We start from the raw sequence: 19,203 nt of genomic DNA on the forward strand, positions 1-19,203 counted from the left end.
CGGCGATGGTCCAGCTGTTCTTGCCCGCCAGCGGCGACAGCAGCCCGAGCAGGTAACCCCTGGCCCGGCGGCGCGGCTCGACACGTCCGAACCGGCGCGCGATACGCGCCATCACGTCGTCCAGGCCCGCCACCCAGCCCGCCACAAGATCCACTGTCACGAGACCGGGAGTCTACATAGTACGATCGACGTCGTGACGGCGCCGCCACCAATACCGCGCTCGAACCAGCCACTACCAGCGCAGACTCCGAACCTGAAAGTGCGGCTGGAGTACTAGTACTCCAGCCGGGGATCGTGATCACGGTTCGATGAGGGCTTGTCGGGCGTAGTGGCTGGTCATGGCTCTGGCTTGGTGGCGGCGTCGGCGGATCGACCAGTGCAGTGGGTCGGTTCGGCGGCGGGCAGGTTCGATGATCAGGACGTGGAACAGGTGGCGTAGCTCGTTGACGGTCAGCGGGATCAGCTCGATGGGGTCGGGCCGGTCGCGGTGAGCTGTAGCGGCGGCGAGGAAGGCGTGGGCGAGGATCGCCAGAGTGGTCCACCGGTGCCAGGACGTCCAGCGGCGGTGTTGGTGCTGGTCCAGACCGAGGCCGGTCTTGGCGGCTTGGAACGACTCTTCGATCTTCCATCGACGCCCGGCAACCGTGACCAGGGTGCGCAGCGCGGTGAGTTCGGGTGACCAGCAACGATAAAAGGCCAGCTCGCCGGTGGTGCGGTTGCGGCGAATCAGCAGCCAATGCTGCCCGCCGTGGCTGTCCGCGGCGTGAGGCAGGGCGGTGAAAGACCAGTCGTAGTAGCGGTGGCCTTTAGCGCCGGGGCCGGCCGACATCCGCTGCCAAGCCGAAGCGGGGAGTCCGGCGGCCAGCACATCAGCGCGATAGACGCCCAGACCGGTGGTCACCTGATGTGAACGGGCCACCGCCAGGACGTAGCCCAATCGCAGCGTGCGCAGCTTGGCGGCCAAGCGCGGGTCGCCGCCGTAGGCTTCGTCGCCGGCCACCCAGCGGCAGGGCAACCCGGCAAGGACCGCGGCCTCGATCATCCGGGTTGCCAGTTGCGGCTTGGTCGCGAACCGCACCTGTTCGGGGACACCCGCCTCGGACCGCCGCTGCGGGTCATCGCACCAGGATTTGGGCAGGTAGAGGGCTGCGTCCAGCATCGCGTGGACGGTTTTGGTGGCGTAGACCAGATGCACGGCAAGCTGGCAGTTCTCGATCTTCCCGGCCGTGCCGGAGTACTGCCGCTGGACTCCGACGGTGTGCCGGCCCTTCTTCAGATCACCGGTCTCGTCGATGACCAGCACCGCGTCGGCATCACCGAGCTGCTCGGCGACGAACCCGCGGACATCGGCACGGACTGCGGCATCGTCCCACTTCACCCGGGTCAACAAGTCCTGCATCCCGTCCGGGCCCGCATCACCGGCGTGCTCGGCGATGGTCCAGCAGTTCTTACGCGGTAGCGGCGCCAGCAGTCCCCGCACCAAGTCACCAACTCGACGTCGGGGCTCCGGCCTGCGGAAACGCCGCCCGATGGTCAACATGAGGTCGTCGAACAACACCCGCCATCGCTGGGCGTCTACCCTGTATCCGGCAGCCACCGCTGCGTCATGGTCAGTCCACACAACCGTCCATGATCGACGGTGGCTGCCTTCGTGCCCGGACCGCATCAGGCCCCAGCTCAGCGAAGGTCAACATCCCCGGCTGGAGTACTAGCAGTTCCTTGGAGACGATCGCGTGTGACCCTGCGCCTGCCGGGCTTTTGAGCTAGATCGCTCCATCGGTCGTCGAGTAACACCGATACTTCGTCCGGCGAGCCTGCGAGCGCGGCTTGCCATGATGGCGTGATGTACGCGACGGATTCTTGGCGTTGCCCCTGATAGTGACGGACGAGGGCAGGAAGACCTGCAGGCATTGCGTAGTTATCGATCACGACGAGATTGTCCACCTCCGACCGACACCCTCGCGTGGCCATGCGATAGCCCGCAGGACATTGCGCCTTAATGGACGTTTATCTGCAAGGCACGAGAGCGCCGGAGCTACCGTCCATAGCTGATCACCACGTGATCGTCCATGCACTGTGACGGTGGGGCAGCGGTATCGATCGCCCCTCGGACACGAACGATAACCCCACGGTGCGCGCTGAGATCCACTGCAGCGCGCACCGTTTGCGTTTCTGTCTGGTAGGTCAGCCGGAGGCCCAGCTGCCGGTATACCTCGGCTTTGTCGTCGGGGTCGGCGTCGCGCAGCACGGTGACGATGTCGCCGAGCGCTCGAACCAAGCCGGCGATCTGGGAGCGGCTCATCCGGCGTGGCTCCGCTCGCTGGCTCGATTGAAGATCGGCTTCGGCTCGTGCCCGTTCGGCCTGGGTCTGGGTGATCCAGCCGGTGACCACCATGGGATCTGCGCCGGCGTCGAGGACCGACCGGTACTGCGCGAGCTTTGTGTCACAGGCCGCGATAGTGGCCCGGGCTGCGGCCGTAACTGGCGTGAGTTGATCCACCGGCTGGGCGTCGGCCATGGCGGTGATCGTTTGTTCGAGGTAGTCCGGGGCGAATGCGGACGCCAGCCACTGGTCAAGCGGGTCGCTGAGGGCGTCCTCGCGCAGGTAGACGTTGCGGGGGTGTTCCACCTCGTTGGCGAGGGCGTAATCCTGAGGAAAACGGCAGCGGTAGTAGGCGGCACCGTGGTTGTACTGGCCTTGCATACGGCGCTGGCAGGCGGCGCAGTAGATCAATCCGCGGAAGATATAGGGGTTGCGGCGTTGGCGTTCCTGACGGTCGACGGCTCGTGCGCGACGGGAGAGCAGGGCTTGGGCTTGCTCGGAGGTGTCGTCATCGATCAGAGGTGGGTGAGTGAGGTCTTTGGAGACCACCCATTTGTCAGCGGTGTTCCAGCGCATGACTCCGGTGTGGCCCAGTGCTACATCTCGACGTCTAGGAGGACTTCGCCGGTGCGTTGTTTGTTCCATACCTGCCGGCCGGTGTAGCGGGGGTTGGTGAGGATGGCGCTCTTGGACGAGGCGATTCACGCTGCGGTGTGGATTCCGTGCGCGGTCGTGTGCCGAGGGGCAGGGGACGTGGTTGGCGGTGAGTCCTTCGGCGATGCCGAGCGTCCGGGGCCGGTGAGGGCGCGCCAGGATGTGCCCTTGATGGGGACGCTTCGGCAAGAACGGCGGCCAGCGCAGCTCGTGCACGCTCGTAGCCGCGATCAGCGTGCGTATTCGTTCCGAGCGAGTTGTCAATTGGGCGACGTCCGCACGATGACCCGATCACGGCGGTGATGCCGACAACGGTGTGTGCGGGCCGCGGGCCACCCGGTCGCCGGGCTCGCCGTCTCGTCGGTGTCTTCGTGGCGTCATGCTTGGGCTATGGATCATCTGGGGCAGTTTCGTGGTGCAGCGCTCGAGTTGGGTATCCCGGACGACGAGATCAGCAGGTTCACCAAGCACCTCCGTTTGTCGATCCGGTTGAGCGGGGGTTCGGGCGGTGTTCCGGTTGGGCAGTTCGGTGGGTTGCCCCGGCTGCCGGTGGGTATGGACTGGCCGTTCGCCGGGGTCAGTCGGTTGCCGTTCATCTTCTCCGTCGACTGTGCGGCGTTGCCGAGAGTCGACGGCTTCGGCCTGCCGGCAGACGGCGCGCTGCTCTTTTTCCTGGACCACGAGGAGGACTGCCTGGCCAGTGCCACCGGGGAGCGGAGGTACGCGCGAGTCGTGTATGTACCGGCCGGCACCGATACCGAGGTGGCGGAAGAACCCACCAACTACGAGTTCGTCGGCAAGCAGTACGACGTCGGCGCCACGCTCCTCGCGCAGCTGCCCAATTGGTTCGGGACGGACGAGGACGAGGAGGAGGACGAGGACGACCTGTCGCCCTTCCAGCAGCAGTTGGCCCGTGACCTGGAGCGTGACCTGCCGCACCTGGACGAGCTCTGTGCTCTGGCCTACGACCTCTGGCCGCCTGACGAAGGGCTCGCCAGCGCCTGTATCGGCGGGTATGCCGACGATGAGGTGATCACGAGTATTGCGGAGCAGACCCTCGCGGGTCGCGAGAAGGCCGGCGAGATCGTCATCCCCGTGGCGAAGTGGTATTCCCATGTGGAGAAGGAGCAGCACCGGCTGACGAGCGAGTGGGTGTCGCTCGCCCGCTTTCCCGTGGCCGACGAGTTCTACTACGGGAGTTTTGTGATCCGCCACGACGACCTGGCCGCCGGTCGGCTGGACAAGGCGCTTTCCGTGACCGAGTTCAGCGAGTAGAGCACCGGCGGCGCCGAATGCGGCCGCGGACTGCACGGGCGATCTGGCTACCGACCTCGCCGGCGCCGATGATCCCGATAGTCGTCATGCATGCCTCACGACCTTGTCCTTCGCACCTGAAGTGGGCAGGACGGCAGAGGCAAGTAGAGCCAGCTTGTCCGCATCGCTGGAGCCGGCGTCCGGGTGGTAGACGACCAGCATCAGGTCCTCGGTGCCGTTGATCGCCAGTCGCTCCCGGTTGAGGGTCATCTCGCCGACCTGCGGGTGGTCGAGCCGAAGTGGGGTCCCGCGCTGTCCGCGCACCTCGTGCCGGGCCCAGAGCTGTCGGAACCGCGGACTCGCCAGCGACAGCTCGCCGGTGAGTTCGATGAAGCGGGGATCGTCGACGTGGGTTCCCACGGCCTGCCGCAGGTTCGCGATGAAGCATTCCGTCACGTTCTCCCACTCCGGATGCAGCGCCTGCTCGGCCGGGTCCAGGAACAGGTCGCGCAACTGATTGCCGCCGACGGCAAGGCCGGGTGAGAGCGCTGTGGCCATGCGGTTCACGGCCAGGATGTCGAAGTACCGGTCTTCGATGAAGGCAGGTTGCACGAGGCTCTCCAGGAGCTTCAACGCTCCTGCCGGCGGTGTCTGCTTGCGCGGTCGGCGTCTGCGCCGCCGGGGAACCTCCGCGACCAGGGTGAGCAGGTGGGCGAAGTGGTCGTCGTCGAGCTGCAGCACGCGTGCGATCGACTCGAGCACCTGGACGGAGGGGTTGCGGTCACGGCCGCGTTCGAGCCGCAGGTAGTAGTCAGCGCTGATGCCGGCGAGCATGGCGACCTCCTCCCGCCGCAGCCCCGGCACACGCCGCACCCCGATGTCGGGGATGCCTGCCTGCTGCGTCGTCACCAGCTCGCGCCGGGCTCGCAAGTAGGCCCCGAGGGCGTTCGTCGACTCGCTCATGAGGGCGACCCTAGCTCTCTGTGCAGCGATCGGAGGGGGTCCTGTCGCACCCCAGGCTGCAGAGGGCTCTGGGTGAGTCGGCGTGCCGCTCATAGCGTTCACGACGGCCCGTCCGGGCCACGTAACTCGAGGGGGAGTCATGACCGTCACACTGATCACCGGAGCCAACAAGGGCATCGGTTACGAGACCGCCAGGCAGCTGCGGGAGCTGGGGCACGAGGTCTATATCGGCGCGCGTGACGCCGAACGCGGTAAGAAGGCCGCCGCCGAGCTCGGGGCGCGGTTCGTCCAGCTCGACGTGACCGACGACGCCTCGGTCAGCAGCGCACTGGCGACGATCGACGCGGCCGAGGGCCGTCTCGACGTCCTGGTGCACAACGCCGGCGTCCTGGAGACCACGCTCGACGGCCCTGCGGCGCTGCGTTCCTTCGACACGAACGCGGTCGGCATCGTGCGTGTCACGCAGGCGGCACTGCCCTTGCTCCGCAGGTCCCCGAACGCCAACGTCGTCACCATCTCCAGCAGCGCCGGGTCGTTCTGGGCGGTGAACAACCCCGATCGGCCGGAGTTCGGTCTGCCGCTCGCGCTGTACTCGGCGTCGAAGTCCGCAGCCACCATGCTGACGGTGCACTACGCCAAGTCACAGCCGGGCATCAAGTTCAACGCCCTTGAGCCGGGCACCACCGCCACCGACATGACCGCCGCCTTCGGCATCGGACGACCGGTCGAGGAGAGCGCCCGAGTCGTCGTACGTCTGGCCACCCTCGACGCGACCGGCCCAACCGGCACCTTCCAGGACGAGGCAGGACACCTGCCGTGGTGAGCCCGCGCACAGCTCGAGCCTGCGGACACACGCCCGCGCCTGTCGACGGGCGCAAGCGGCGAGTCCACGGCAGGTCCGTCCTGGGCGCGTCGTCTCGCTGAGTCTGGGATCTTGCGCACCGGGTCATCGACACCCTCGGCCCGCTGCTGTGACCGGCGGGCGGAGGCACACGCCCCGCCCGGTTGACCGATCGCCGCGACTGCGGCTGGACCGACCCGCGTGTAGCAGCCTTCGCAGGTGTAGTCGATGCGCGGCGAGTCTGACGAAACACCAGCGGCGCTGTCCTCACCAACCGCGAAGGGTCAGGGGAACGGCCTGGACGCGAGGGAATCCAGAGCCGCCCGCCGGCCGACCTCGATCATCTCGGCAGCGCGGTGGAACTCATACGTCCGGGCGGCATCGGTCGGTACCTCGATCAGCAGGTCCGGTGGGTATCCGGCCAGCTGGTAGCGGATGAGGAGGTCCGCCACGGCATCCAACGACAGGCTCATGACATCAAGCGCGCCCAGGTCGACGGGGAGTTTCGCAGACTGGTCACCCCGGACAGGCGCCATCGGCTGGGCCCGGGCCCCCTTGAGGGACACGGCGACGACCGCGTCGGCCGGCATGAACGTGGTCGGCGCCATCGGCAGCGGCTCCATCAGGCCACCGTCGGCGAGGAGCCGACCGTCGACCATGACCGGGGTGATGGCGGGTGGCAGGGCGATGGAGGCCCGCACCGCGACGTCCACCGGACCGTGCCGGAACCATACGGCTCGACGGGCCAGCAGGTCGGTCGCGACCGCCGTGAAAGGCACGGGCAACTGTTCGAAACGTACGCCGTCGAGCAGTTCCCTGACCGGAGCCATCAGCTTCTCGGCCCAGATCGCCCCCGGCGCGCCCACCGCCGGATCGAGCAGGCGCAACACCTCGCGGTGGCCGATCGTACGCACCCAGTCGGTGTAGGCGCCGAGCTTGCCTGCCGCGTACAGCCCTCCGATCAGGGCACCCATGGAACACCCGGCGACGGCGACGATGTCGAACCCGCGCTCCTCCAGAACCTGGATCGCGCCGATGTGCGCATAGCCACGCGCGCCGCCGGCGCCGAGTGCCACCGCGATCCGCACGTAACCACCGTCCATCGCTCCGACCCGGATCGGGCCACGAGGCTTTGACGTCGAGAAGTCGAGCCCAGTCGTAGGACATAGCGGGCGGGCTCATCGACGCGTCGGTGCGGACACTGAACCACGAAACCGGGGACCAGATGCCCGATTCATGACTCAGTCACCCTGCAGGGGCGACGCCAGCTCAGGGAAGGCGGGACAGGGCCGCGGCGGCGGCTGCCCGGTAGCGCTCCAGCTTGGCGGCGCATTCGGTGATGATCGTCTTCGCTGCGATGGCTGGAGTGGGTGGGTGCCCCGGAGGGCTGGGCGTCGGCCATCGCGGTGATCGTCTGTTCGATGCCCTCGGGTGCGAAGGCGGAGGCCAGCCTGGACCGGCCCGGCCGGGCTGTGATGTCGTGCCAGGCACTGGAGGGGCTATACCCCTGGCACACCGCTGATGTCTGACGGTTACTCGCCGGTGCTGGTCGTGGGGCGGGGGAGTTTCCCTCTGAAGCCGGGCAGGATGGCAACGAGCGCGGGCAGGTCTCGGCCGGCACTGAGGACGGTGCCGTCCGGGCGGACGACTGCTGCGTGGGCGCGGCCGTCTCTCAGCCATCGGTGTAGCTCGCTTCCGGGCCGCGCAGTGATGAGCACTGCGCCGCACCGTTCGACGTCTGTTTGTAGGGTGGCGGGCGGCTCGGTGGACGTGACGATCGCGAAGCGCCCAGCGGCCACGTCGTCGTGGCGGCGCTCGCCGTCGAGGATGGCGTTCGGGCACAGTCGACCCGCGAGGGCGCGGCGCAGACGTGGCCGCAGCACCAGAGCGGAGCGGCGCAGCGCAGGTGTCTCACTGTCCGTGGCCAGGGCCGTGAGGCCAGGCACAAGATGCAGCCGTGGCGCCACCGCGCGGCGGATGATGTCGCCCATTCTGCCGCCGGCTGTCATCGCGGTACCGATCAACTTCGCCAGCCTGATCATGGCGCGGGTATGGTGCTTGCGTTCGATCTGGTAGGTGCCGAGCACGGTCTCGGGCAGGGACCCGTCGAGCACGCCGGCGAGTTTCCAGGCGAGGTTCATCGCGTCGCGCAGCCCGGCACCCATTCCCTGGCCGATGAACGGCGGGGTGAGGTGGGCGGCGTCGCCGAGCAGGAACACCCGGCGGTCGCGCCACCGGTCGGCGACCTGCGCCCGAAAGGTGTATTCGGCCGCACGGACCACCTCCAACTCCCCAGCGGGGATGTTCCCCGTCCATCGCGAGATCAACGGATGCAGCCGGGTCATTTTGCGGAAGTCGTCCGCGGTCTCACCGGGCGCCAGCCGGAACTCCCAGCGGTAGCGGGTCTTCCCGATCCGCATGTACGTGCCAGCGCGGGCTGGGTCGGAGAGCTGGTGTACGCCTTCCCACTGGCCGAGTTCGGCGTTGGTGACCACATCGACGACGAGCCAGCGTTGCGTGAACCCCAGGTCCTGAATGCTGGCGCCGATGGCGGCCCTCGTCAGGCTGTTGGCGCCGTCGCAACCCAGGACGTACGCCGCGCGGACGACCTGGTGCTCGCCGGTGGCCGTGTCGGTGACGTCGAGCCGTACGCCGTCGGCGTCCTGGGTCAGCGCGGTGACCTCGGTGCTGCCGCGCAGGGTGGCGCTGTCGTACTGCGTGAGATTCCGACGGAGGATTTCCTCCAGCTCCGGCTGGTCGAACATGCTCCCCTGGGGGTAGCCGTGTCGGCCCGGCGCCACGTCGCGCTGAAACTCGGCCAGCACCCGCATCCTGCGGTCGATGAGTCGAAGGCCTCGGTGTGGCCTGGCGATGGCGGCGAACTCGTCCCGGAGCCCGAGGCGCGCCAGGATGCGGTGGACCTCGTCGTCGAGGGCGACGGCGCGGGGCAGGGGATAGACCGACTCCCAACGGTCGAGGATCAGGCACTCCACGCCGTGCTGGGCGAGCAGCGTCGCGGCGGTGAGCCCGGTGGGGCCTGCGCCGACGATCACTACCGGAACGACGTTCATTGTGTGGCCAGGACCCGAAGGACGAGGTAGCTGGCGACCAGGATTCCGCAGACGACGGCCGGGGCGTACTTGCGCGGGCCGTCTCCGTTGCGCAGGTGCACGACCAGGGCTCCGCCGAGCAGGAGGAGCAGCCCGGCGCCGGCGAGGATGCCAATCAGCGGCTGGAACAGTCCGATGAGCAGCCCGATCACCGCGGCGACCTCGAGCAGGCCGATGCGGCGATAGGCCGCGACGGGGAATCCGGCCTCCGCGGCCAGCGCACGCATCGGTTGCAGGGCCAGGATCTTGGCCGTGCCCAGGGCAGAGAAGATCAGCGCGAGCAGCACCGCGAGGATGCACGCAGCGAGCGTCATGACACAACCACCAATCGCCATTCAATGGCATACCGGCCCAGGATCGCCTTGATGGCCCCCTCCTGGGCAGAGGGATGAACTTTCACAGTGGCCACGATGCAGTTGCCCTCGATCGCGGCCTCGATGTCCTGTACTCCGGCGGTCTGGTCGAGCGCGGCACGGAGTTCCGCGCGGGCGGCTTCCTTCCGCAGGGCGAGCTTGTACAGCTTGCCCACGGCGGTGACGGGCAGTTCGTCGAGGATCGTCACGGTCTTGGGCGCGGCGGTGCGGTCGGGCACCCGCTCGCTCGCCCAGTCGTGCAGGTCGTCTTCCGTTACGGTGGCGCCTGGCATGAGGGTGACGTAGGCGACGGGCACCTCACCGGCGTGGACGTCGGGGCGCCCGACCGCGCTGGCCGCGGTGACCTGCGGGTGAGTCAGTAGCGTGTCCTCGATGATCGCGGGGTCGATGTTGTGTCCGCCGCGGATGATGAGGTCCTTCGCCCGCCCGGCGAGGTAGACGAAGCCGTCCTCGTCAACGCGCGCGAGGTCCCCGGTGTCCAGCCAGCCGTCGACGAGCTTGCCGAGTCCGTCGAGGACGGGCCCGTTCTCGTCACGGTCTGTGACGTAGCCGGGGAAGACTGTCGGGCCGCTGATCGCCAGCACGCCGGTCGCGCCGAAGGGTCGGTCTTCCCACGTGCCGTCAGCGGCGACCACCCGCACCCGCTGGTAGGGCAGGCGTTGCCCAACAGAGCCCGGCCGCGACGCGTCGGGAAAGGTACGTGCGCTCGCGCACGTCGCCTCGGTAAGCCCGTAGCCCTCGACCAGGGTTATCCCGGTGTGGGCCTGAAAGTTGTCCCGGACCGCGGTGGGCAGCGGCGAGGCCCCCACCAGCGGAAATTGCAGGCTGTCGATGTCGGCGTCGATCGGGACCTGCGCCAGTACGGCGTACACGGTGGGCACTGCGCTCATGGCAGCGATCCGGTAGTGCTCGACGATCTTCCAGAACTCGCCGAACAGCGCGGGGTCGCGGTAGCCCGATGGACCGGCCCACACCACGGTCTGTCCCTTGAACAGGGGCGCCAGCAGGGTGACGACGAGGGCGTTCACGTGGAACAGCGGGAGGGCCGCGAAGACCACGGTCTGCTCGTCGAACAGGGAGCTGGCGGCCAGCATCCACGCGTCGGCGACCTCGTTGCCGTGTGTATGCGCGGCCAGCTTCGGCGCGCCAGTGGTGCCACCGGTGTGGAACATCGCGGCCAGGTCGGCGGATCGGGGCAGCTCACCGCCGAAGGCGGACGGGTCCTTCCTTGCTGCAAGCTCGCCGAGGTAGCCGACGCGTACGCCGCCGACGGCCGGTAGAGGGTGGGGCGTGCCCGACGCCCCGGTGGGCCGCAGCACGAGAATCGCGTCGAGCAGGCCGTTGCGGGCGAGCGCCTGCGCGGTGTCCCACATGTCCGGCGCGAGCTCGGGCCCGGCCGTGACCAGCACGCGGGCACCGGAGCGCCGGAGGAGCTCGGCGAGGTGCTGCCGCGACAGTCCGCCGCCCAGGGGTGCCGCGATCCCGGCAAGCTGTGCGCCCATCGTCGCGGTGATCAGTTCGGCGCAGTTGGGCGACATCAGGGCGACCGCGTCATTCCGCCGCACCCCCAGGTCGTGGAACAGGTTCGCAACCCGGTGGACGTCGGCCAGGAGCTCGGCGAAGGTACGGGGGAGCGGCTCCCGCCAGCGGGCGGCGTCCGGCAGGACGGTGATGGCCGCGCGATCCGGCCAGTGCGTCGCCGCCCGCGACAGCAGCGCGTACGTCGATTCGGGCAGGCCCCGCGCCTCCAGCGGCACGGCCTCGATCGCGGCCAGGTCCGCGGCCGTGGCGTAGTCCGGCCACAGCAGGGGTCCAGTCATCGGGCGTACCTCACGACCGTGCGCTGCCGGCCCAGATCGATCGCGCCGTCGTCGGTGGCGACGGTGACCTCGACGACGTCGCCGTCCTTGAGGTACCTGGGGTTGCGGGCCTGGCCCTTGAAGAACATCTTCCACTTCACCGCGGGCGGCAGCAGCGAGGCGATGATCTCGACGGGCTTCGGCGGTGCGCTCAAGGCCGTCCCGACGGGCGTGCCGGTCAGCAACAGGTCGCCGGGGTCGAGTCGCTGGAAGCGGGTCAGCGCCTGCAGCGCCTGGACCGGCAGGTAGATCATGTCGGCGGCCGTCATGTTCTGCCGGAGCTCTCCATTGACCCACAGCTTCAGCCGCAGGTCGGTGAACCGCTTGAGCTCGTCGGCGTCGAGCAGCACCAGCGCGGGGCCGACCGGGGTGAAGGTCGGGTAGGACTTGGCCTCGTAGAACTGGGTCTTGGGAAGCTGGACGTCACGTGCCGAGATGTCGTTGGTGACCACCAGGCCCGCGACGTAGTCGGCGAGATTGTCCGCGGTGACGGTCGTGCCGACGGGCATCTCGCGGCCGAAGATCAGCCCGATCTCCACCTCGTAGTCCAGCAGCGTCACGTGGGTGGGACGGACCACGTCGGCGAAGGGACCGCTGACCGAGCCCGACGTCTTGCGGAAGAAGGTCAGGGGGACGGTCTCGGGATTGCCGTTGGTGTCCTTGACGTGCGAGGCGAAGTTCGTCATCTGGGCGACGACGCGGCAGGGCGCCGTCACCGGGGAGACCAGCGCAAGGTCGTCCACCGGAACGGTGTCGCTGCTCGTCGCGGCCGCGACGATCGCCGGCCGGTCGGCCAACAGCTCCCCGGTGGTGGTGGCGCTGGTGTGCACCTTGGCGGCGCCGGTGGGGGTGAGCACCCACCAGGCGTCGGCGGTGCGCAGGACGGAGGTGGTCATGAGTTGAACGCTTTCATCAGGCCGCGGAGGCGGTGGAGGTCGAATTCGTTTTCCTCGCGCAGCGCGCTGATGACCGCGCGCAGCTCGCGAAGCGATTCCCGGCCGGGTCTCATGCCGAGAAAATCCTTGGTGGCGGGCGGACCCCACTGGGCGAGCCCGGAGGCGCTCATCGGTGCCCAGCCCGGCTCGAGCGTGCAGTCGAACAGGTCGCCGTCGGTGAAGTGCTCGACGAGGAAGTCGTCCGGGTCGCGCCAGTAGTCGAAGATCTGGCTGCCCTGGATGTGCCGGCCGATCCCCCAGGACCGCTGGTAGCCCCGGTCGAGCAGGTACTCCCCGCCGGCGGCCAGCGAGTCGAGGTCCGGGACCTGGTAGGCCGAGTGCACGTACCGGTTCGCCGGGCCGAGGGTCATCGCGAGCGTGTGATGGTCCGTGGGCGTGCTGCCGCGGTCGCAGCGAATGAAGCTCATAATCGGGCCGCGCTCGCGCTGCCCCTCGTGGTAGAGGAAGTCGCTGACAATCAGGCCCAGGTGCTCGAGATACCAGTTGAGCGTCTCCAGGTACCGGGTCGTCTGCAGCACGACGTGACCGAGCCGCTGCGCCTTGGCCGGCTCCCGCGGTGGCCGTTGGACGCCGTTCGCCCGCGTCACGTCGTGCCCGAAGTTGAACGTCAGAGGCGCCTGCGTGGGCAGCGCGGGGAGCTCGTGCGTGCCCGCGACCACGCGTACCCGCGCCCCGCTCGGGTCGACCAGATCCACCGTCACCCCGCCCAGGCTCTCCGGCAGCGGTGCGATCGCCGTGCCGGTCGCATCCGCAAGCCGCAGCACGTCCTCCGGCTCGGCAGCCCGGAAGGCGGGGCCGATGAACCGTGATCGGCGGACCCGGCGGATGAGCACGCAGGGCGAACCCGGGTCCGTGCCCCGCAGGTGCAGTTCGTCGGCGGTACGCAACGACGTCGTGAAGCCGAAGGCCCGGGCGAACAGCTCAGCCCGCTCAAGATCGGGCTTTTCGAACTCCAACCAGGCCAGGTCGTGCACTTTGATGAGCGGGTTGCGCGCCCTCCCCGGATGCTCGCCCGGCAGTGCACCCTGCTCGCTGTGCAGACCCGTGTGCGGGTCGTGCCGCTCGATCATGTCCCGCTCCTTCCTAGCGCTGACGAAATCGTCACTTACGAGAGTAGCGTCAGTCAAGCGCGGATGACGAATCCGTCATATCTGAGGGTCGCCGGGGTTAAGGTAGGCGCACACCGACCTGGGAGAGGTGAACAAGCAGGCATGGCGCAACAAACCACGCATGCCCCTAACCGCCTGGAACGACGGAAGGCGCACACCCGATCGGCGCTCGTTAGAGCCGCCCAGACCTTCATCGCGGCTGGAAAGCAGAACGTCCCGATCCTCGAGCTCACCCAGGCCGCCGACGTGGGGATGGGCTCGTTCTACAACCACTTCGACAGCAGGGAACAGCTCTACCAGGCCGCGGTGGAGGACGCCCTCGAGCGCCACGGCGCCCTGCTCGACGAGCTGACAGTGGGCCTGGACGACCCGGCCCACGTGTTCGCGCAGAGCTTCCGGCTGACCGGACGCCTTCACCGCCGACAACCCGAGCTGAGCAAGGTCCTGCTCAACACCGGCCTGGCCTTGGCCGGCTCGGACAAGGGCCTGGCGCCGCGAGCCCGTCGTGACATCGAAGACGGCGTGCGTGCAGGGCGGTTCGGCGTACGCGACCCGGAGTTGGCGATGGTGACCGTGGCCGGCGCCGCGCTGTGCCTCGGGCAATTGCTGCATGACCACCCTGAGCGTGACGACGCCACGGCCACCGATCAGGTCACCGAGGACGTGCTGCGGATGCTCGGTCTTCCGCCAGAGGACGCCCGCCAGATCTGTCAGCGCCCGTTGCCCCGGTTCGACAGCCATCGCCCGTAGCTGAGAGGGCACTCCGCCCGTCAAACGATCTAGACCGCGCTGGCCTCGCGCACGATCCGGTTCGCAGTCTCCGGCTCGCAGCCTGTCGCGCGGAGCAGGTCGCTGGCCATGGTGCGTAACTGGATCACCATGGCGTCGGAGAACGGCTTACGCCCCTCGCGGTAGGCCTCACCGGCCAGTCGCGCGCCGTCCAACACCGCCTCGTACGTCTGCTCGAAGGGTCGGCCCGCCCGCGCCTCCCGCCTGAGCAAGTGCACCGCCTCGGCGAGTTTCTCAATGGCTGCTGGGAGTTCCTCTGGCACCGGTTCGTCGTACTCCAGCGTGGTCACCGCCCACCGCGCGAGCTCGCGGGCCTCAAGACTCACCCGCTCGATGTGTGGGATACCGGCCTGGTAGTGCTCGACATCGAGACGGCGTTGCCAGCGCGCCGGCGCGATCACCGTGACCTCCTCGGCGCCGCCCAGGGCCTCGTGCATGCGTTCCAGGTCGGGACCCATGGCACTCAGCTGATCCAGTGCGCGCATCGCCCGGTCCCGATCACCCTCCGCCAGTGCGTGGGCCACCTCCCGCAGTTGCCTGCACAGGGTCTCGGCAACCGGTGCCGTGGCGCGCTCGAGGATGCGCATCGGATTGATGGGTAGCAGGAACGCGACCACCACCAGTGCGATAATGCCCCCCACCGCGGCGTCAACGATCCGCGCCCACTGGAGGCCCCGCTCGGCCTGGGCGAACGTGGCGATCAGCACTGCCGTGCCGCCGGCCTGGGCAACCAGCGCTCCACTGTGCCCACTCGCCAGCAGGGCGACGGCGATGGCCAGCGCAACCACCAGGCCGATCTGCCAGAGGCCGAAGCCGAGGATGCGCACCAGGAGATCACTGACCGCCAGGCCGACCCCCACTCCGAGCATCAGCTCGGCGGTGCGTCGGGCGCGCTGCCCCAGGGCGGCGACGATCGTCCCGACGGCCGCGCTCGGCGCGAAGATCGGCGAGGGGCGATCGAGGACGTGGTGCGCCAAACCCCAGGACAAGGCCGCCGCGAGCCCGCACTGAGCGGCGACGAGCAGGATGACGGAGAACAGCCGCAGCCTCAGCCGTCCCGCCTCGCCAGCGTGACGCCGAGCCTTCGCCGCCACGCCCCTGACAGCGGCGTTGGGACGGGAGACGTCCCCGCGGTCAGCAGCCATGGCGAGAATTACCCCGCCCGGCCGGCATAAACCCGGGCTCAGTGCGGGACGAGTCGTGGATCGGGCAATTGCAGGCGGCCGTCGAGCGCGCCGGTGTCGATCCGGCCGGCGAACTCGTCGGGTTGTTCGACGCGCTGCTCATCGGCGGAGCGATGACGCGTGGACGGCTCGCGCAGGACCGCTCGGTCGTGCAGGATGCCAAGGAAGCTGCCCGGGGCGGCAATTCAGTCAAGTAGCGTCTCCGTGGCGCCTCGTACCGTCCGCGCCCAGGTCGGACACGCCCTGGCCCGAATGAAGTCCCGGAACATCCTGCGTGACTACCGCCGCGCCGCCAGAACATTGACCGACACCGCCTCCGCCATCACGCACCTGGGCATCACAGGCTTCCGCGCTCCTGCCCCGCGCGGACCCACGCCGCGGCCTCACCGACGCGGACTTCCAAGCCGTCGCCCAATGGCTGAACGAGGAAGCCCTATGACGCAACCCCCGTCCGGTGCCGAATGGGCACTGGGCGGACATGGGATTTAACGTCAACACAACTGCAGGTCGGTAGCCATCCTGATTATGTAGTTCGGGTTCAACTTGCCCCGCGGTTACCCGCAACTCCATGGTCGAGTTTTGCGAGGTCAGCCTCTGCGCCGGGTGCTGGCGGTGGTCGGCGCATACGCTCGGGTCAGCCCACTCGCATGCGATGGAGTCCGCGCGGGACGAACTGCCCGGCGGTAGCGATCGGCCCAGCGTTTCGCTGTTGTCGGGCTGACCTGGAACCGTTCCGCGGCCCGGCGCAGCGGCCAGCCGCCGTCGACGACACAGCGGGCCAGACGCAGTCTCCCGCGTTCGGTCAAGGGTGCATTAGCGTGGGTCACGAGGACCTCCTGGGTGGTGCGGAACCTTCGACAAGCTCCACCTCACCCGGAGGTCCTCACCCATTTCAAGATCTAAGTCCTGTCACCAACGTCCACGGGCAGAACACCTAGGCCGACACACCCTGCAGCATGCGGTCGTCCGTTAGGCGTGCGCGGCTTCAGACTCCAGCGTCTGCTTGATGACGGTCATGCCTTGCTCCATGGCGGCGTCGAGTGATGTGGCGAGGTCGTCGGGCAGGACGTCGTGAATCCAGACAAGCCGGCTGCGGGCTTCGCCCTGGTCGAAGACCTGCATGGAGGCGTTGTCGTGGGTCGGGCGGATCGTGTCACCGACGACCGAGTAGACGGTCCGACGAGCCACGTCATCGATCGAGACGAGACGCTCGCGGGCCACCGTGCCATCAGCGAAGGTGACGACCCGACTGGCTGCCTCGATGCGGGTGTCGACGACGAAGCCGGGCGCCATGCGCGACGGTCCGGCACTGAAATCGCGGATCACGTTCCAAACCTTGTCGGCGCTGGACTCGATGATGATTTCCTTGCGGATGGAAGCCATTGCTCGGTCTCCGATTCTGCTAGAGCTGTGGCGGCAGCCAGGGAAGGTCAGTCGCTGCCGACGAGGCAGAAGAGATGCCCTTGTGGATCGGCGAGCACCACCCACTCGTCCCCGCCAGGCTGGAACTCGGGCATGGTCGCACCGATCGCGAGCAGCTCCTTGACCGCGTGCCCCACGTCGATGACCTTGAAGTCGAGGTGGGCCTGCTTGGCCACGTCGGGCCAGCCCGAGGGCCGGTAGCCGTCGACGCGCTGAAGACCGAGCTGGATCTGGCCGCCGTTGCCCAGCTGGACGCAGTCCTCGTCGCGGTAGGTGACCTCCCAGCCGGTCACCGCCCGGTAGAAATCGGCGAGCGGGCCTGGGTCGGCACAGTCAAGGATGACCGTGGTGAACTCAGCCAATGCGGGCATGTCGACTACTCCTTGAACTCGTATGGACTCATGGAGCAGCCTGCCCGCCACGGCGCGTGCCGTCTTGAAGATCCTTGCGTTGGTTGTCGGACCTCGGGCATAGCTTCGAGGCGTGCGCTCGTTCCGTGTTCTCGCTGCCCGGCCCGACTTCACGGTGACGGCGGTGACCTGTCGCGACGACCACAAGGGGTGGTCGGAGGTCGAGTCGCAGGACGACTACCGGGTGGTGCTGGTTCGCCGTGGCCGATTCCGCAGGAGGACCGCCGGTGTCCCCGCGGAGGTTGATCCGACCCTCGCATACGTTGGCCTGCCAGGGGACGAGGAGTATTTCGCCCATCCCGCGGGGGGAGACGTGTGTACGTCGGTGAGGCTGACACCGGCGCTGTGGCGTGCCCTGGCAGGTGACGCGGCGCGGGTAACCAGGCCGGTCGTTTATGTCGACCCTCGACTTGACCTCACCCACCGTCGGGTCCTCACCGCCGCCAGCGCCGGGGACCTTGACTACGCGCTCACGGAGCGACTGATGGACCTGCTCAGCCGCGTAGTCGAGCAGGTCGTCACCGACCCGACGCCCATGGGTGCGAGTCCCGCCAAGGCCGATCATGCGCTCGTGGCAGCGGCACGCGCCGTGATCGGCGAGGGCGACCCGGCCGCGAACGGACTGTTCCCGCTCGCCGAGTTGCTGGGGGTCTCGCCGTACCGGTTGAGTCGGGCGTTCACTCGGGAGCTGGGGGTGTCGCTGACCCGCTACCGAAATCGGGTCCGCCTCGGCCGAGCGCTGGACCGGCTGGAGGGCGGGGAGTCAAGCCTCGCCACGCTCGCCGCAGACCTCGGCTTCGCCGACCAGGCACACCTGTGCCGCACCGTCCGCGAACACCTGGGCCACACGCCGACCGCGCTGCGTCGCCTCCTGGCCGAGCCAACCTGACGCCATCTGCCACCTGAGGGCCCTTCTGCCATCACCTTCCGGGAGGCCGAGTCCCTTGTCGACACCGCCTCTGCGCCGGCGGACCCGGGCCGCCGGGGGGCCGAAGGTCCCGCCGGTTAAGGGGGGACGGCCCTGCCGGGTGGGGCGGGGAAGCTGACAACGTGATGGTTACCGAATCAGCCGTCAACATCCCTCGGAGACTCCCATGAAGCGCAGGACCCTCGACCTTCTGTTCAGCATCGGTGGGCTGGGCCTCGCAGTCCTGCTGCTCGTCGTCGGCATCGTCCTGACGTCGAACGCCACCTTCGCCAGCAACTATGTACGCGACCAGCTAGGCGCGCAGAACATCACGTTCACGCCGGCCGCCCAGCTCGACGAGGAAGAGAAGAAGGCCGAGTGCCTGGTCGAGAACGCGGGGAAAAAGCTCACCACCGGCAAGCAGGCCGAGTGCTACGCCAACGAGTACATCGGGTTGCACCTGAAGAACATGGCTGGCGGTAAGACCTACGCCGACCTGGGCGAGCCGCAGAGCCAGCTACGCGAGCAGGTCGCCACGGCTCAGCAGACCAACGACCCGGCCCTGGCCGACCTGCAGAAGCAGCTCGCCGAGGTCAGCGGCCAGCGCGAGACCGTGTTCAAGGGTGAGACGCTGCGCGGTCTACTGCTCACCTCGTACGGCTTCAGCGAAATGGGGGTGAAGGCCGGACAGGCCGCCACGGTCATGTACCTCGGCGCCGCGCTGCTCCTGCTGCTCTCGTTCGCCGGCCTGGTGCACGCCTTCCGGACCCCGCGCAGCGAGGCGTTCGCCGCCCCCGAGCCGGCCCGGGCAACCACCGTCGGCTGACGCTACAAGGCCCCTACCTCGACTGCCCCGGCCTCCCACGGAGGCCGGGGCGTCGCCCCGTCCGGGAGCCCTCCGACCCGCCGCCGGCTCAGGTGGCCTGCGGTGATCTGCGGCTTGTGCCGGACGCGTGCCCGTACGTGCGGCGAAGCGCGGTCCAAAGGGGTCGGAGACGCGGCCTCGAACTCCCGGAAGGCCCACGAAGGTCGGCGGTTGCTAGCGCCA

Annotated in this window: 19 protein-coding genes and 2 pseudogenes; 7 read left to right on the forward strand and 14 right to left on the reverse strand. The window is 68.5% G+C overall.

The features are described from left to right. Positions 1–298 precede the first annotated feature (298 nt). The 3 genes from ABZV00_RS35455 to ABZV00_RS35465 all read right to left on the reverse strand — a co-directional run bounded on the left by ABZV00_RS35455 (position 299) and on the right by ABZV00_RS35465 (position 3,024). On the reverse strand, positions 299–1,540 hold the full coding sequence (locus ABZV00_RS35455; protein ID WP_355614430.1) for an IS701 family transposase: 1,242 nt from the start codon (positions 1,538–1,540) through the stop codon (positions 299–301). Positions 1,541–2,035: 495 nt separating this feature from the next. Next, positions 2,036–2,899, reverse strand: coding sequence for a zinc ribbon domain-containing protein (locus ABZV00_RS35460; RefSeq protein WP_355614368.1), 864 nt, complete (start codon positions 2,897–2,899; stop codon positions 2,036–2,038). Between the two features lie 20 nt (positions 2,900–2,919). Beyond that, the gene (locus ABZV00_RS35465) at positions 2,920–3,024 is read right to left on the reverse strand and encodes a recombinase family protein (protein ID WP_355614433.1); all 105 of its coding nucleotides are present in this window, start codon (positions 3,022–3,024) and stop codon (positions 2,920–2,922) included. A gap of 343 nt (positions 3,025–3,367) precedes the next feature. Between ABZV00_RS35465 and ABZV00_RS35470 the strand changes: the two genes are divergently transcribed. Then, a complete protein-coding gene (locus ABZV00_RS35470; RefSeq protein ID WP_355614371.1) occupies positions 3,368–4,252 on the forward strand; it encodes a DUF1963 domain-containing protein in 885 nt (294 codons plus the stop codon). 84 nt (positions 4,253–4,336) lie between these two features. Here ABZV00_RS35470 and ABZV00_RS35475 read toward each other — a convergent pair whose 3' ends face one another. Beyond that, entirely contained in the window at positions 4,337–5,194 is an 858-nt protein-coding gene (locus tag ABZV00_RS35475; RefSeq protein ID WP_355614374.1) for a helix-turn-helix transcriptional regulator, read from the reverse strand. 139 nt (positions 5,195–5,333) lie between these two features. Between ABZV00_RS35475 and ABZV00_RS35480 the strand changes: the two genes are divergently transcribed. Next, on the forward strand, positions 5,334–6,017 hold the full coding sequence (locus tag ABZV00_RS35480) for an SDR family NAD(P)-dependent oxidoreductase (RefSeq protein WP_355614377.1): 684 nt from the start codon (positions 5,334–5,336) through the stop codon (positions 6,015–6,017). A gap of 302 nt (positions 6,018–6,319) precedes the next feature. On the opposite strand, the gene ABZV00_RS35485 is transcribed toward ABZV00_RS35480, so the two are convergent. The 6 genes from ABZV00_RS35485 to ABZV00_RS35510 form a co-directional block, all read right to left on the reverse strand. Next, positions 6,320–7,123: a patatin-like phospholipase family protein gene (locus tag ABZV00_RS35485; RefSeq protein WP_355614380.1), complete on the reverse strand. Its 804-nt coding sequence runs from the start codon at positions 7,121–7,123 to the stop codon at positions 6,320–6,322. Between the two features lie 444 nt (positions 7,124–7,567). After that, positions 7,568–9,106: a bifunctional 3-(3-hydroxy-phenyl)propionate/3-hydroxycinnamic acid hydroxylase gene (locus tag ABZV00_RS35490; protein ID WP_355614383.1), complete on the reverse strand. Its 1,539-nt coding sequence runs from the start codon at positions 9,104–9,106 to the stop codon at positions 7,568–7,570. Next, positions 9,103–9,459: a DoxX family protein gene (locus ABZV00_RS35495; RefSeq protein WP_355614386.1), complete on the reverse strand. Its 357-nt coding sequence runs from the start codon at positions 9,457–9,459 to the stop codon at positions 9,103–9,105. Before ABZV00_RS35495 ends, ABZV00_RS35490 begins: the two co-directional genes overlap by 4 nt. Further along, positions 9,456–11,339, reverse strand: a complete 1,884-nt coding sequence (locus ABZV00_RS35500; RefSeq protein WP_355614388.1) for an acyl-CoA synthetase — start codon at positions 11,337–11,339, stop codon at positions 9,456–9,458. The genes ABZV00_RS35495 and ABZV00_RS35500 overlap by 4 nt, the downstream gene beginning before the upstream one ends. After that, a complete protein-coding gene (locus ABZV00_RS35505; RefSeq protein ID WP_355614391.1) occupies positions 11,336–12,274 on the reverse strand; it encodes a fumarylacetoacetate hydrolase family protein in 939 nt (312 codons plus the stop codon). Before ABZV00_RS35505 ends, ABZV00_RS35500 begins: the two co-directional genes overlap by 4 nt. Continuing rightward, positions 12,271–13,404 carry a VOC family protein gene (locus ABZV00_RS35510; protein ID WP_355614394.1) on the reverse strand — a complete coding sequence of 378 codons (1,134 nt, stop codon included), beginning with the start codon at positions 13,402–13,404 and terminating at the stop codon, positions 12,271–12,273. The genes ABZV00_RS35505 and ABZV00_RS35510 overlap by 4 nt, the downstream gene beginning before the upstream one ends. Before the next feature lie 141 nt (positions 13,405–13,545). Here ABZV00_RS35510 and ABZV00_RS35515 point away from each other — a divergent pair, with 141 nt between their 5' ends. Beyond that, positions 13,546–14,193 carry a TetR/AcrR family transcriptional regulator gene (locus ABZV00_RS35515; protein ID WP_355614397.1) on the forward strand — a complete coding sequence of 216 codons (648 nt, stop codon included), beginning with the start codon at positions 13,546–13,548 and terminating at the stop codon, positions 14,191–14,193. A gap of 29 nt (positions 14,194–14,222) precedes the next feature. On the opposite strand, the gene ABZV00_RS35520 is transcribed toward ABZV00_RS35515, so the two are convergent. Then, positions 14,223–15,377 carry an FUSC family protein gene (locus ABZV00_RS35520; RefSeq protein WP_355614400.1) on the reverse strand — a complete coding sequence of 385 codons (1,155 nt, stop codon included), beginning with the start codon at positions 15,375–15,377 and terminating at the stop codon, positions 14,223–14,225. Between the two features lie 41 nt (positions 15,378–15,418). Between ABZV00_RS35520 and ABZV00_RS35525 the strand changes: the two genes are divergently transcribed. Further along, positions 15,419–15,613 (forward strand): hypothetical protein, encoded by a 195-nt coding sequence (locus tag ABZV00_RS35525; protein WP_355614403.1) that lies wholly within the window; start codon positions 15,419–15,421, stop codon positions 15,611–15,613. A 16-nt stretch (positions 15,614–15,629) separates the two neighbouring features. After that, positions 15,630–15,731, forward strand: a pseudogene (locus ABZV00_RS35530) (IS5/IS1182 family transposase); the annotation flags it as partial. A gap of 365 nt (positions 15,732–16,096) precedes the next feature. Here the strand turns inward: ABZV00_RS35530 and ABZV00_RS35535 are convergent. The 3 genes and pseudogenes from ABZV00_RS35535 to ABZV00_RS35545 all read right to left on the reverse strand — a co-directional run. After that, positions 16,097–16,243, reverse strand: a pseudogene (locus tag ABZV00_RS35535) (leucine zipper domain-containing protein); the annotation flags it as partial. Positions 16,244–16,385: 142 nt separating this feature from the next. Continuing rightward, positions 16,386–16,799, reverse strand: a complete 414-nt coding sequence (locus tag ABZV00_RS35540; RefSeq protein WP_355614406.1) for an SRPBCC family protein — start codon at positions 16,797–16,799, stop codon at positions 16,386–16,388. Between the two features lie 47 nt (positions 16,800–16,846). Next, complete coding sequence (locus ABZV00_RS35545; RefSeq protein WP_355614409.1) at positions 16,847–17,209, reverse strand: VOC family protein; 363 nt, start codon at positions 17,207–17,209, stop codon at positions 16,847–16,849. A gap of 112 nt (positions 17,210–17,321) precedes the next feature. Here ABZV00_RS35545 and ABZV00_RS35550 point away from each other — a divergent pair, with 112 nt between their 5' ends. Both ABZV00_RS35550 and ABZV00_RS35555 read left to right on the forward strand, forming a co-directional pair. Further along, the gene (locus tag ABZV00_RS35550) at positions 17,322–18,137 is read left to right on the forward strand and encodes a helix-turn-helix domain-containing protein (RefSeq protein WP_355614412.1); all 816 of its coding nucleotides are present in this window, start codon (positions 17,322–17,324) and stop codon (positions 18,135–18,137) included. 205 nt (positions 18,138–18,342) lie between these two features. Next, positions 18,343–18,981, forward strand: coding sequence for a hypothetical protein (locus ABZV00_RS35555; RefSeq protein WP_355614415.1), 639 nt, complete (start codon positions 18,343–18,345; stop codon positions 18,979–18,981). Positions 18,982–19,203: the final 222 nt, after the last annotated feature.

This window comes from Micromonospora sp. NPDC005173, assembly GCF_040608515.1.
Lineage (GTDB): Bacteria > Actinomycetota > Actinomycetes > Mycobacteriales > Micromonosporaceae > Micromonospora.

Bases quoted from the DNA above. Each gene is read 5' to 3' on its own strand.
- ABZV00_RS35455 (WP_355614430.1), bottom strand. From the start codon at position 1,540: ATGTTGACCATCGGGCGGCGTTTCCGCAGGCCGGAGCCCCGACGTCGA.
- ABZV00_RS35460 (WP_355614368.1), bottom strand. From the start codon at position 2,899: ATGCGCTGGAACACCGCTGACAAATGGGTGGTCTCCAAAGACCTCACT.
- ABZV00_RS35470 (WP_355614371.1), top strand. From the start codon at position 3,368: ATGGATCATCTGGGGCAGTTTCGTGGTGCAGCGCTCGAGTTGGGTATC.
- ABZV00_RS35475 (WP_355614374.1), bottom strand. From the start codon at position 5,194: ATGAGCGAGTCGACGAACGCCCTCGGGGCCTACTTGCGAGCCCGGCGC.
- ABZV00_RS35480 (WP_355614377.1), top strand. From the start codon at position 5,334: ATGACCGTCACACTGATCACCGGAGCCAACAAGGGCATCGGTTACGAG.
- ABZV00_RS35490 (WP_355614383.1), bottom strand. From the start codon at position 9,106: ATGAACGTCGTTCCGGTAGTGATCGTCGGCGCAGGCCCCACCGGGCTC.
- ABZV00_RS35495 (WP_355614386.1), bottom strand. From the start codon at position 9,459: ATGACGCTCGCTGCGTGCATCCTCGCGGTGCTGCTCGCGCTGATCTTC.
- ABZV00_RS35500 (WP_355614388.1), bottom strand. From the start codon at position 11,339: ATGACTGGACCCCTGCTGTGGCCGGACTACGCCACGGCCGCGGACCTG.
- ABZV00_RS35505 (WP_355614391.1), bottom strand. From the start codon at position 12,274: ATGACCACCTCCGTCCTGCGCACCGCCGACGCCTGGTGGGTGCTCACC.
- ABZV00_RS35510 (WP_355614394.1), bottom strand. From the start codon at position 13,404: ATGATCGAGCGGCACGACCCGCACACGGGTCTGCACAGCGAGCAGGGT.
- ABZV00_RS35515 (WP_355614397.1), top strand. From the start codon at position 13,546: ATGGCGCAACAAACCACGCATGCCCCTAACCGCCTGGAACGACGGAAG.
- ABZV00_RS35520 (WP_355614400.1), bottom strand. From the start codon at position 15,377: ATGGCTGCTGACCGCGGGGACGTCTCCCGTCCCAACGCCGCTGTCAGG.
- ABZV00_RS35540 (WP_355614406.1), bottom strand. From the start codon at position 16,799: ATGGCTTCCATCCGCAAGGAAATCATCATCGAGTCCAGCGCCGACAAG.
- ABZV00_RS35545 (WP_355614409.1), bottom strand. From the start codon at position 17,209: ATGCCCGCATTGGCTGAGTTCACCACGGTCATCCTTGACTGTGCCGAC.
- ABZV00_RS35555 (WP_355614415.1), top strand. From the start codon at position 18,343: ATGAAGCGCAGGACCCTCGACCTTCTGTTCAGCATCGGTGGGCTGGGC.